An 11,790-nucleotide genomic window follows, 5' to 3' on the forward strand; every position below is an offset into this window, starting at 1 on the left:
CAACGGAGAACCCATGTACAAGCTCACCGGCGTCACCAAGCGCTACACACGGGGCAAGGAGACGGTCGAGGCGCTGCGCGGCGTCGACCTCACCATCGAGGACGGCGACCAGCTCGTCATCCAGGGCCCCACCGGTGGCGGCAAGTCGACGCTGCTGCAGATGATCGGCGGCCTGGACCGCCCGTCCGAGGGCAGCGTCGAGCTCGACGGCGTCGACCTGGCCACCATCGGCGAGGCCCGGCTGACCCGGGTGCGCGCCGAGAAGATCGGCATCATCTTCCAGGCGTTCAACCTCATCCCGACCCTGACCGCGCAGGAGAACGTCGAGACGGCCCTGGTCCCGCTCGGCGTGAAGCCGGCCGAGCGGCGCGAGCGCGCGGCGGAGGCCCTGCGCTCGGTGGGCCTGGGCGAACGGCTGTCGCACGTCCCGTCGGAGATGTCCGGCGGGCAGCAGCAGCGCGTGGCCATCGCCCGCGCGCTGGTGAAGAAGCCGAAGGTGCTCCTTGCCGACGAGCCCACCGGCAACCTCGACGAGGGCACCCGCGACGACATCATGGCCCTGCTGGAGGGCCTGTGGCGGGAGCACGGACTGACCTTCGTCATGGTCACCCACGACTCCTCCATCGCCCGCCGGGCCCCCCGCCTGGTCACCATCAAGGCCGGACGGATCACACTGACCGAGCAGGCCGTACGCGCCTGACGAGGCCGCCCGCGGGGCCGCTCACCGCCCGAGTATCCGGTCGACCTCGGCCAGTTGCTCCGCGGTGAGCGGCCCGTGCGCGATCGCGCCCGCGTTCTCCTCGGCCTGGGCGACCGAGCGGAAGCCGGGAATGGGCACGGTGCGTGGGCTGCGCGCCCACAGCCAGGCGAGGGCGCCCTGGGCGGGGGTGCGGCCGCCGCTGGTGAGGACGGACCGGAGGGCGTCGACCCGGTCCAGCCACTCCGGATCGGCGCCGGACCCGTCCGCGAACCCCTTCAGCCAGGCCGGCGGACGGCTGCGGATGTCCCCCGCCTCCAGGGGCTGCCGGGCCCGGCGCTTCCCGCCCAGCAGCCCCATGGCCAGCGGGCTGCGGTTGACGCTGGCGAGGTCCCGCTCCTCGCACAGGGCGAGCATCGCGGGCGCGTCCTGCAGCACGTTGGCGGCGTGCTGGACGGCCGCGCAGTGCTCCCCCTCGGCGAACACGGCGGCCCGGGCCGGGTCGTCGGTGCTCCAGGCGTAGGCGCGGACGAGCCCCTCCGACACGAACTCCTCGCACAGGTCGCGCAGTGCGGCCGCCTGCGTGGGGTGCGCGTCGGAGAGGTGCAGTTGGTACAGGTCGACGTGGTCGGTGCCGAGCCGGGCGAGGGAGGCGGTGAGGGCGGCACGCGCGTGCTCGACGGAGGCGTCCTGCCCGTACAGCGTCCGGGTGCGTTCGTCGAAGAGGTTGCCCCACTTGGTGGCGACGACGACCTCGTCCCGCCGCCTGCCGAGCGCCCGCCCCAGGATCCGCTCACTGTGTCCGGCCCCGTAGACGTCGGCGGTGTCGAAGAAGGTGACGCCGAGGTCGAGGGCGCGGCGCACCGCCCGTACGGACTCCTCGTCGTCGACCCTGCCCCAGCCGAGCGGCTGCCCCTCGGGGTCCTGCCACTCACCGCCGATGGCCCAGCAGCCGAAGCCGAGGGCGCTGACCTGTATGCCGCTTCGTCCCAGTGTCCGGTTCTTCTCCATGCCCGGGGACGCTACGAGTTGGAGCGCACCCCAAGGCAAGGCCCCGGCCGGACCGCTCTACGCCTGCCCGGTCTCGAAGCGGGAGATCCGTCCGTCGTCCTCGACGACGAAGCGCCACTTGGTGCGCATCTCGCCCCAGGTGTCGTTGCTGTAGCGGGCGAGCAGGACACGGCCGCCGTTCGACTCGTTGTCGACCTCCATGTGGCCGTGGGAGGAGAAGATCTCCCGGTCGATCCACTCGGCGAGGTCGCGGTCGGAGCCGTCGTCCGCCATGGTCGCGTCGGGTGTGAGGAGGGCCAGGAAGGCCTCCCGGTCATGGGCGTTGACGGCGGAGACGAAGGCCCGGACGGCCGGGTCGGTGAGTTTTCCGGTCTGGATCGTCATACGCGTCAGCGTCACACCGCTCCCCGGGCCCCGCCACCCGAACGGCGCCCAGGACGGGCCGGACGGGTGCCACGGGTGCGACGGTGGACACGCGGAGGGGGTCATCGCCGTCGTCTGGAGTTCACCGTGACTGGTTTCGACCGACATGATCTGGGCCTGCTGCTGCTTCGGCTGGGCACCGGAGGAGTGCTCGTGGCCCACGGCACACAGAAGCTGTTCGGCTGGTTCGGCGGGCACGGCCTCGAGGGCACCGGCCAGTTCATGGAGTCCGTCGGCTACGCGCCCGGCAGGGCCAGCGCCACGGCGGCGGGCCTGGCCGAGGCCGGCGGCGGCACGCTGCTGGCGCTGGGCCTGGCCACCCCGGCGGCGGGCGCGGCGGCGGCCGGCGCGATGGCGGGCGCGTCCGCCGTCCACGTACCCAGCGGCTTCTTCGCGCAGAGCGGCGGCTACGAGTACGCGGCCTCCCTCGGCCTGACCGGGGCGGCCCTCGCCATCACCGGCCCCGGCCGCCTCTCCCTCGACCACGCCCTCGGCCACGCGGTCAACCGTGGCTGGATGGTCCCCACGGCCCTGGGCTTGACGGCGGCGGCGACCGCGGTGATCGTCGGCCTGCGCACCCAGCGCCTGCGCAGGCGCGAGGAGGGCGAACAGGAGGCGCTGTTCGAGGAGTGACCCCCGGGGCGGGCCCGGCCTGGCAGGCTGCGGACATGACCGATCAGCGCCCCGCCCCCCGGCCCGCCCCCGCAGACCTCTGGGACACCGTCGACGCCCTGTGGACCTGGCTGGACGCCGGTCAGCCGGCCGGCGGCCGGGAAGCCCTGCTGCTGCGCATGCTGAAGCTGTCGGAGGAGGTCGGCGAGGCCGCCCAGGCGGTGATCGGCGCGACCGGCCAGAACCCCCGCAAGGGCGTCAGCCACACCTGGGAGGACGTCGGGTCCGAGCTGTGCGACGTCGTCATCACGGCGCTGGTGGCGCTGCGGACGCTGACGCCGGACGCGCGGGAGGTGTTCGCGCGGCACCTGGCGCGGGTGGCGGAGCGGTCGCTGGGCACGACCGCCCCGTGACACCCGCGCGGCACCACGGTCAGCGCAGCGCCCGCCGGTCCGCGTGCAGCGGTGCGGACAGCCGCACGGTGATGAACTCGTTGTCGTCCGGCCTCCCCGGCGTCCGGCCGGAGGAGAAGGGGAAGTTGTTGTCGTTGAGGACCGCGACCGTCCGGTCGTCGAGGAGGGCGAGGTCCTCGATGGTCTGGAACGGGAACCGGAAGGTCGTGCCGAAGCCGCCCAGGCCCCTGGGGTTGGCGAGGTCGAGCAGATCGGCGACGAGTGTCTTGTCGACGAGTCCGTCACGGTCGCGGTCGCGGATGTCGACGAGGTAGATCCTCTTGAACTCGGCGCTCTCCCCCTGGCCGCCGTCGCGCTCGACGACGAGGAAACGGTGCCGGTCGACGGCGATGGCGTCACCGATGGCGTTCGAGGCGGACTCGAGGCGGTAGGCGTACCGCTTGCCGGTGTACCGTCCCGCGCGCAGGTCGAACTCGCTGAAGCGCAGGTCACCCGGGGTGTCACCGGTGACGGTGCCCTCCGTGAGCGGGTACAGGTGACGTCCGTCGACACCGCGCACCAGGCCCTCGAAGCCCTTGCTGCTCGCGAGGGTCGGCCGGGCGCCGTCGAGGAAGGGGTTCTCGGGAGCCCGCACGCCCGCCAGGGGCACGGGGGCCTGCAGCAGTCGTCCGGTGGCGGAGAAGTGCAGCAGGAACGGGCCGAACTCGTCGCCCGTCCAGTAGCTCCCGTCGGCCACCCGCACGATCGACTCGACGTCGAAGTCGGCACCGGTGAGCACCCGGTCGGCGCGGGTCAGCGGGAAGGGCACGTGGTGGTCGGGGTCGCTGAGGTGGAACCCGCCCAGCACGGTGACCTTACCGGTCCGGGTGTCGGGCTCGACGCGGTGCACGCGCAGCAGGAAGTCGGCGCTGTTGGCCTTGGTGCCGTAGCCGTTGTCGGACAGCACGTCGTACGTCCCGTCGCGCCGGTCGACGACGCCGCTGAAGCCCTGCACGGGCTGGCCGGCGAAGGGGGCGGCGACCCCGTTGAAGGGCCCCGCGCCGATCGCGGACCCGGAGGGCTCGCTGCCCGGCACGAAGGTGGCCGCCGGCAGCGACGCGAACCCGGTGAGCGTGGCCCGCCCGAACCCGGCGGGGGCGGGATCGGCCACCGCGGGCGAGGTGAGTCCGAGGGCCAGCGCCGCGGCGGTGACCATGATCGAGAGTCTCTTCATGGCGCGGACGGTAGGGACACCGGGTGACGCCCGTCCCAACACCGGGCGACCGCCCGGTGCGGTGCGCGGGGCGGGGCAGGGCGGGGCAGGGCGATTCTGTTCGACCGGTTGCATCCTCCATGCCCAGAATGTGTGACTTGTGGAAAAATCGCACGGGGACACCCAGGAGGGAGACGTCTCGTGAGCAGCTCCGGCGACCAACGCGACTACGCGGGCCTGCGGCTCGACCGGACGGGGCAGGCCGAAGCCTTCGACGCCCTCGGCGACCGTTACCACGAGGCCTTTCCCCACAAGGCCGGCCAGGTGGCGGCCACCGAGTGGCTCATCGCGTCCCTGCCGGCCGGGTCCCGCGTGCTGGACCTGGGATGCGGCACCGGCCTGCCGACGGCACGCCAGCTCACGCGGGCCGGTATGGAGGTCGTCGGCGTGGACCTGTCGGCCGGGATGGTGGCGCTGGCCCGGGCGCAGGTGCCCGGTGCGCGGTTCCACTGCGCCGACATCGCCGACCTGCGCCCGGGAGGCGCTCATGACCTCGGCCGTTTCGACGCGGTCGTGGCCTTCTTCTCCCTGCTGATGCTGCCGCGCGCCGAGATCCCGCTGGCGCTGCGCACCGTGCGGCATCTGCTGCGGCCCGGCGGCCTGTTCGCGCTGTCGATGGTGGAGGCCGACGTGGACGACTTCACCATCCCGTTCATCGGCAGGACCATCCGGGTCTCCGGCTATCTGCGCGACGACCTGCGCGAGGTCGTCCAGGCGGCGGGCTTCGGGATCGTCGAGGAGTCCTCGTACATGTACGCGCCGGCGACGGCGGACGTCCAGCCGGAGGAGCAGATCTTCCTGCGCTGCCGCCGGAGCGACTGAGAAGAGCCGGATCGGGGCCGCAGCGGAGCCGGCGGAACCGCCGGCCGGGGCGCGGGCCCCCGAACCCAGGGTGGAGGGAAGCACAGCGCGTGACGCATCACCTCGGAGCCCACGAACGCCGTCCCGGCGGGACACCGTCCTCCCCGCCCGCACGGGGAGACGGCGCGGTGCTGCCCGTGCCGGTCCCGCAGCACGCGCGGTCCGCCGCCGGGTACCGGTGGGCCCGGCCGCCCGGAGGCGCGGGGACGGGCCCCCAGAACGACCGGCTGCGCTACCTCGACGCGGCGACCCGGCAGATCGCACGCGGCATGGACCTCGACGAGACCCTGCACGAACTGTGCCGCGCCGCCGTCCCGGCCTTCGCCGATCTGGCCCTCGTCCACCTGCGTGACCCGCTGCCGGTGGGGGACGAGATCCCCGCCGGCCCAGGGGTGCTGCGTCCGCACAGCGCGTACCGGGTGCCGGAGGACGACCGGGCCGACCACGGCGGGTCGCCGGCGCCGGTGGGCCCGCGGCCGCCGCGGCCCGCGCCGCCGGTGCGCCCGGCCGCCGTGGCGGGGCTCGCCCCCTTCCTGGCGGCCGGCCGTCCGGCGTTCGGGAACACGCCGGGACTGATCCCGGCGGTGACCGAGCTGCTGGTGTCGGCGGGAGTGGCTCCCGCGGAGGTGCCCGGGGACCTCCGGCTGATCGTCGCTCCGCTGCGCGGCCGCAGCCATGTCATGGGCAGCGTGGTCCTGGCCCGCGGACCCGGCCGGCCGCCGTTCACCCCGGACGACCTGCTCGTCGCCTCGCAGCTCGCCACGCACACCGCGCTCGGCGTCGACAAGGCGGTGCTGTACGGGCGGGAGGCGTCCGTGGCGAACGCGTTGCAGCGCACGATGCTCCCCCTGTCGCTGCCCGAGCCGGCCGGCGTGCGGCTGGCCAGCCGGTACCTGCCCGCGTCCCGGACCGCCCAGGTGGGCGGTGACTGGTACGACGCGATCCCGCTGCCCGGCAACCGCGTGGCGCTGGTCATCGGCGATGTGATGGGGCACTCGATGACCTCGGCGGCGATCATGGGCCAGTTGCGCACCATCGTGCAGACCCTGGCCGGCCTCGACCTGCCACCGGACGAGGTCCTGCACCATCTCGACGAGCAGGCGGAGCGGCTCGGCAGCCGGCACATGGCGACCTGCCTGTACGCGATGTACGACCCCGTGTCCCAACGCCTGCTGATCGCCAACGCCGGCCATCCGCCCCCGCTGCTGCTCCACCCGGACGGCCGGGGGGAGATCCTGCGGGTCCCGCCGGGCGCGCCGATCGGCGTGGGCGACGGCGGCTACGAGTCCACCGAAACGGACGCGCCGCCCGGAGCGACGCTGCTGCTGTTCACCGACGGCCTGGTCGAGGCGCGCGGCTCGGACGTCCTGACGGGTATGGAACGCCTTCTGGCCCGCCTGCGCAGGGCCGCCCCCGGCTCCGCGCCCCCGCCCCTCGAGCGCCTGTGCGACCGGGCGCTCGCCGGGCTGGGCACCGACGACCGGGACGACGACATCGCGCTGCTCGCCGCCCGCTTCGAGGGCATCCAGCCGGAGACCGTCGCCTACTGGTACCTGGCCCCCCACCCCCGCACCGCCGGCCAGGCTCGCCGCCTCACCCGCAGGACCCTGCGCCGCTGGGGCCTGGACGACCTCCTGGAATCGACGGAACTCCTGGTCAGCGAGGTCGTCGCCAACGCCGTCCGGTTCGCCACCCGCCCTCTCGCCTTCCGCCTCCTGCGCACGGACGTCCTGCGCTGCGAGGTGGGCGACGACTCCCCCCAGATCCCGAGAATGCGCCACGCCCGCCTGAGCGACGAGGGCGGCCGAGGCCTGTTCCTGGTCGACCACCTGGCCCTGCGGTGGGGGGCGACACGGGTGAGCACGGGCAAGGTGGTCTGGTTCGAGCAGCGCTTGCCGGGGGCGTGAGCGGCAGACGAGTCCGGCTGTCCGGTTCCCCCCGGATTCCCCCCCCGGATTGTCCCCAGCGCGTGATCTCTCAGGGTTGTGGGAGGGTTGCCGCAGGTCGATGACCTAGCGGGCAGACGAGTCGGGCTGTACGCCGGGTATCCCTGGAGCACCTTTCTGACCTGCGCTTTCGCGGGCCGGATCGGCTGTGACCTGCTGGGACGGGTTGCAGAGGCGATCGGAGGCAGTGAGAGGAAACCGCTCTGACTCGACCCCGGTTCGACCCGAGCTGCTCGGAGCCAGTCAGAGGCAATCGCCCTCTGATTGGCCCCGAATCGGCCGAGGTCAGGGCGGTGTCGAACGGGTCAGGACTCCTTTGACGGCGCTCCGAGTCGTTCTCGGTCGAGCCGCGATGGGGACGCGTACCTCCGCTGAGGAGCCAGGCAGACGACCTGTGGACCTGGCTGGAGACCAGCCGTCCGTTGGCGGTCGGGAGAGCCTGCCGCTGCGGCTCTTGAAGCCGTCGGAGGAGGTCGGCGAGACCGCCGAGGTTGCGATCGGCGCGACCGGACAAAACCCGCGCAAGTGTGTTGCCCTGCGCATGCTGACGCCGGAGACGCGGGAAGTGTTGGGCGCGACACTTGGCGCGGGACGGAATGCTCCCCGCCAGAAAGACACCATGACAAGGAGGTCAACATGGATGGCAGACGAGACAGATCGCCTGCGCATAGGGCGCGCATGGCCAAAGGCACACGCTCATCACACGCACGTCTCGAGCAGCCACTTCAAGGAATCGCCAACTCGTATACGACCGCTTCGGACCGGCCGAGCGAGCGAGCAATGTGAGGGCAAGCAGAGCCGGCCCCAGCATGTGCGTAAACTCAGTCAAACAATGCATCGTCCCCTCATACGCAGGTGATCACGATCCATTGTGAGCGAGGCCACCGCGAGCTCCGGAGGAGATCATGTCCACGACCGCAGGGTCACCCCCGGTAGTCGTCACCTTGGCGGAGATCGCCCGCATCGCGGGGGTCGGGCGCGCCGCCGTCAGCAACTGGCGGCGACGGTACGACAACTTCCCCTCTCCTGTCGGCGGCACCGACACGAGCCCGCAGTTCTCACTTCCGCAAGTCGAGGAGTGGCTCAGGCGGGAGAACAAACTCAAGACGGCGCTGAACCCGCTCGACCGGCTCTGGCCGGAATACGAGTCCCTGGGCGACCGGGCAACGACGGGCCTGCTGCTGGCCCAGGTAGGACTCCGGCAGAGCGGCGTCAAGACGGGCAGGCCGGCGGTGGGGCCGCTCCTTGATCAGCGTCAGACCCGCATTCTGGAACGCACTCTCGAGCTGGCAGAGCAGGATGAGGAGCACAGGACCTTCAACCTCCTTCTGGCGCGGTGGCTCCGGACGCACGTGCGGCAGATCACGACGACTCCGGTGCAGCTGGCCGAGCTCATGGCTCAAGCCGCGGCCATGAACCACCCAGGACCGGTACGGGCCGTGCTGGATCCTGCATGCGGGGTGGGGACGTTGCTCGTCGCAGCCGCCCGACAGTGGGGTGCTGACCATGCGGCGGGATTGCGTTTCCTGGGCCAGGACAGCGACGCGGTTCTTGTGGAGCTGGCCAAGGCGCACCTGGCGGTCGGCGGGTTCGCCGAGCGTGACCTGTCCAACGTCTCGTTGGCAGCGGGTGACACGTTGCGGGCCGATGCCCACCCCGGCGCACAGGCCGATGTGGTCCTTTCCAACCCGCCGTCGAACGAGCGTGACTGGGGTCACGCGGATCTCGCCACAGACCCGCGTTGGGTGTACGGGCAGCCTCCGCGCACCGAGCCGGAACTCGCCTGGGTTCAGCATGCCGCGGCAGCTTTGGCTCCTGGCGGCGTCGCGGTTCTCGTGCTGCCACCCGCTGTGGCGGCGCGCCGCGCGGGTCGCCGGATCCGGGCCGGTCTCCTGCGGTCCGGAATGCTCCGGACCGTGATCGCCCTGCCGCCCGGTGCCGCCCCGCCCTACGGTGTCGGGCTGCATCTGTGGATCCTGCGCGCGGACGGCGCCGAAGGCCTGGGCGGAGCAGACCGAGCGGAACTCACGTTCGTGGACACCACACACGCCGCCCGTCTCGTGTCCGTCGACGAAAGCGGCGTCGACTGGTCCGCCGTGACGGCGCAGATTGTGGGGGTCCTCGGCGATACCAGCACGCTGGGAAGCGTCTCGGTGCCCGTGGTCGACCTGCTGGACGACCAGGTGGACCTCACGCCTGCGCGGCGTGTTCCGAGGACACGGGCCGCCACCATCGTCGACCTCAGGCGCCTCTGGACGGGGTTCGACGCCCATATGAGGGAACTTCGCGATGCCGCCGACGCCCTGTCGGCACTCGTACCCGCGGACGGCGACGAGACGGTTCCGCTCATCAGCGTCGGCGAGCTGGAACGAGCCGGAGCCCTGGAGATCCGGACCGGACAGGGGCTGCCGGAGTCTCTAGTGCGCCGCGGGGAACACCAGGAGGACGAGGCGCGCGTCCTCACGGGTGCTCCGCTGTCCGGGCAGGCGCAGCTGTGGCTTCCAACGTCGGCCGTCGCGGCGGGCGAGCAGGACGGCTCGCTCACGGTCACAGCGTCCCAGGACGTCATCGTCTCGGTGCTGGCCCGGGCCTTCGACGCACGGGTGGACACCGACGCCCCGTCCGTCCTGGGGCCCCAGCTCGCGGCGCTCAGGGCGAATCCCACGGTCCTCGACCCATGGTTCCTGTCCGGCTGCTTGCGTGCCCCGGCCAATGTGCACAGGGCCGGCACTCACGCGTCCACCACGTCACGCATCGACGTGAGGCGTCTGCACATCCCGAGGCTCTCGCTGGAGGAACAGCGACGGTATGGGGAGATCTACCGGAAGATCACAACCTTCGAACGCGAGCTCACCGATATGAAGAGCGTGGGCGGCGAGCTGAGCCGGGCGCTGGGGGACCTGCTGGCCGCGGGGCACCTTCCCCGGAACTGATCCGGCTACAGCTCGGGCAGCCGGGCGAGGAGGTCGGTCACCTGCGCTTCGTAACCGGATTCAGCCAGCTCGACGGCAACCTCGCGGCAGCGGCTCGTCAGCCGGTCGGAATGCGGTAGGGCAACGAGAGACAGGCTGCGCACCACCGCGCGCCAGCCGCTGAACGCCCCGGCGAAGTCCCCCTCGGGCATCAGGCATTCGGCAACCCCGAGACGGGCCTCCAGTGCCAGAGGGTCCGAGGGGCCTCCGTTCTCGGCCACGTACTGGTACTGCTCTTTCGCCTCACCCGTACGACCGTCCAGCCGGGCGGCGTCGGCACACACCAGCCGCCCCTCCAGGACGATCGGCTCGCGGGCACCCCAGTCCGACACCGCCTTGGGCAGCAGGTCGAGGAGCTCGGCGCAGCGGTCGCCAGGACCGTCGGCGAGCAGTTCCGCCCGGGCCTGGGCGATCCGCCCCGCGAACTGGTTGCGCCCCAGCCACCCGCCGCGACGGCGGACCGGACGTCGTGATGCGGCACGGGGGGTGAGCCGCGTGTCCGTCGCGCCGGCCACCGAGCTCTCCCGCAGCCGATAGCGTGCGGTCGGGTCCGGATCCAGTTGCGGGTCCGGGGCCGGGTCGCCCGGCTTCGGCAGGAAGTCACGCAGGATTTCCAGCACATCGTCGATGGTGCTAGGGCGGTCCGCTGGGGCCTTGGCGAGGAGATCCCAGGTCAGGTCGTCCAGTTCCTCGGGAATGCCGACATTGATGCTCCGCAGCCGCGGCGGCAGGTCTTCGAGGTGCTGGGTGTCCTTGTTCCGATCCGGCTTGTCCTCGAAGGGCCTCTCGCCTGTGAGGAGTTCGAACAGCACACAGCCGAACGCGTAGAGGTCCACCGAGGCGGAGATGTCCTGCTGGCCCCGCAGCTGTTCCGGGGCCATGTACCCGGCGCTGCCCGGGGTCGCACCGAGTGCGGTGTAACGGGTCGCGTCGGGATCGGTGAGGTAGGCGATACCGAAGTCGAGCAGCTTCACCGCTCCGTCCGCGGAGGCGATGACCACGTTGCCCGGTTTCAGGTCCCGGTGCACGACGCCGTTCGCGTGCGCGTGCCCCAAGGCTTCGGCGACCTGGACGGCGACGGCGACAGCGGCGTCGAACGGGAATGGCCGGCGCATGTCCAGGAATTCGCGCAGGCTGATCCCTTCGACGTATTCCATGAGGAGGTAGGGCTCCTCACCCAGGTAGCCACGGTGTAGCAGACGCGGGATCCCAGGGTGCTTCAGTTCCTCGAGGACGACACCCTCGCGTTCGAACCGTTTCAGCAGCTCGACCCGGCGTCGCGCACGCTCTGCCGGAGTGAATCGACCCTGTGTGTAAGCGTCGAGCCGCAGCACCTTGACGGCGACCAACTGTCCGGTTCCCAGATCGGTGGCCGTCCAGATGGTGCCCATGCCGCCCTGGTCGAACGCCTCATTGACTCGGTAGCGGTCGTCAAGGACTTCCCCGGCTTCCACGCCTCACCCCCGGCTGTTCATGACACGGCGTCAGCCACACTGTAGCGGTTCACGGATCACAACGAGTCAATCGCTTGACTGAGTTCACACACATAGGCTTCCCTAGGAGTGTTTGGCGCTCTCGTCTTACCACGCCCGTAAGGGGTGCA

At 71.7% G+C, this 11,790-nt stretch carries 10 protein-coding genes; 6 read left to right on the plus strand and 4 right to left on the minus strand.

Annotated elements, in window-relative coordinates:
* The first annotated feature begins 13 nt into the window (after nt 1–13).
* On the plus strand, nt 14–700 hold the full coding sequence (locus ACIBBD_RS01335; protein WP_399417181.1) for an ABC transporter ATP-binding protein: 687 nt from the start codon (nt 14–16) through the stop codon (nt 698–700).
* Nucleotides 701–721: 21 nt separating this feature from the next.
* On the opposite strand, the gene ACIBBD_RS01340 is transcribed toward ACIBBD_RS01335, so the two are convergent.
* Nucleotides 722–1,708: an aldo/keto reductase gene (locus ACIBBD_RS01340; RefSeq protein ID WP_399417182.1), complete on the minus strand. Its 987-nt coding sequence runs from the start codon at nt 1,706–1,708 to the stop codon at nt 722–724.
* Nucleotides 1,709–1,765: 57 nt separating this feature from the next.
* On the minus strand, nt 1,766–2,092 hold the full coding sequence (locus ACIBBD_RS01345; protein ID WP_399417183.1) for a nuclear transport factor 2 family protein: 327 nt from the start codon (nt 2,090–2,092) through the stop codon (nt 1,766–1,768).
* 126 nt (nt 2,093–2,218) lie between these two features.
* Between ACIBBD_RS01345 and ACIBBD_RS01350 the strand changes: the two genes are divergently transcribed.
* On the plus strand, nt 2,219–2,764 hold the full coding sequence (locus ACIBBD_RS01350; RefSeq protein ID WP_399417184.1) for a DoxX family protein: 546 nt from the start codon (nt 2,219–2,221) through the stop codon (nt 2,762–2,764).
* 35 nt (nt 2,765–2,799) lie between these two features.
* The gene (locus ACIBBD_RS01355; RefSeq protein WP_399417185.1) at nt 2,800–3,156 is read left to right on the plus strand and encodes a MazG-like family protein; all 357 of its coding nucleotides are present in this window, start codon (nt 2,800–2,802) and stop codon (nt 3,154–3,156) included.
* 19 nt (nt 3,157–3,175) lie between these two features.
* Here the strand turns inward: ACIBBD_RS01355 and ACIBBD_RS01360 are convergent, their stop codons facing one another.
* Entirely contained in the window at nt 3,176–4,369 is a 1,194-nt protein-coding gene (locus ACIBBD_RS01360; RefSeq protein ID WP_399417186.1) for an esterase-like activity of phytase family protein, read from the minus strand.
* Between the two features lie 180 nt (nt 4,370–4,549).
* Between ACIBBD_RS01360 and ACIBBD_RS01365 the strand changes: the two genes are divergently transcribed.
* The 3 genes from ACIBBD_RS01365 (at nt 4,550) to ACIBBD_RS01375 (ending at nt 10,148) form a co-directional block, all read left to right on the plus strand.
* Complete coding sequence (locus ACIBBD_RS01365) at nt 4,550–5,230, plus strand: class I SAM-dependent DNA methyltransferase (protein WP_399417187.1); 681 nt, start codon at nt 4,550–4,552, stop codon at nt 5,228–5,230.
* An 89-nt stretch (nt 5,231–5,319) separates the two neighbouring features.
* Nucleotides 5,320–7,176, plus strand: coding sequence for a SpoIIE family protein phosphatase (locus ACIBBD_RS01370; RefSeq protein ID WP_399417188.1), 1,857 nt, complete (start codon nt 5,320–5,322; stop codon nt 7,174–7,176).
* Nucleotides 7,177–8,120: 944 nt separating this feature from the next.
* On the plus strand, nt 8,121–10,148 hold the full coding sequence (locus ACIBBD_RS01375) for an N-6 DNA methylase (RefSeq protein ID WP_399417189.1): 2,028 nt from the start codon (nt 8,121–8,123) through the stop codon (nt 10,146–10,148).
* 5 nt (nt 10,149–10,153) lie between these two features.
* On the opposite strand, the gene ACIBBD_RS01380 is transcribed toward ACIBBD_RS01375, so the two are convergent.
* Complete coding sequence (locus ACIBBD_RS01380; RefSeq protein WP_399417190.1) at nt 10,154–11,641, minus strand: serine/threonine protein kinase; 1,488 nt, start codon at nt 11,639–11,641, stop codon at nt 10,154–10,156.
* Nucleotides 11,642–11,790 lie beyond the last annotated feature (149 nt).

The sequence above is a fragment of the Streptomyces sp. NPDC051315 genome (assembly GCF_044455165.1).
GTDB lineage: Bacteria > Actinomycetota > Actinomycetes > Streptomycetales > Streptomycetaceae > Streptomyces.

Bases quoted from the DNA above. Each gene is read 5' to 3' on its own strand.
- ACIBBD_RS01335 (WP_399417181.1), top strand. From the start codon at position 14: ATGTACAAGCTCACCGGCGTCACCAAGCGCTACACACGGGGCAAGGAG.
- ACIBBD_RS01340 (WP_399417182.1), bottom strand. From the start codon at position 1,708: ATGGAGAAGAACCGGACACTGGGACGAAGCGGCATACAGGTCAGCGCC.
- ACIBBD_RS01345 (WP_399417183.1), bottom strand. From the start codon at position 2,092: ATGACGATCCAGACCGGAAAACTCACCGACCCGGCCGTCCGGGCCTTC.
- ACIBBD_RS01355 (WP_399417185.1), top strand. From the start codon at position 2,800: ATGACCGATCAGCGCCCCGCCCCCCGGCCCGCCCCCGCAGACCTCTGG.
- ACIBBD_RS01360 (WP_399417186.1), bottom strand. From the start codon at position 4,369: ATGAAGAGACTCTCGATCATGGTCACCGCCGCGGCGCTGGCCCTCGGA.
- ACIBBD_RS01375 (WP_399417189.1), top strand. From the start codon at position 8,121: ATGTCCACGACCGCAGGGTCACCCCCGGTAGTCGTCACCTTGGCGGAG.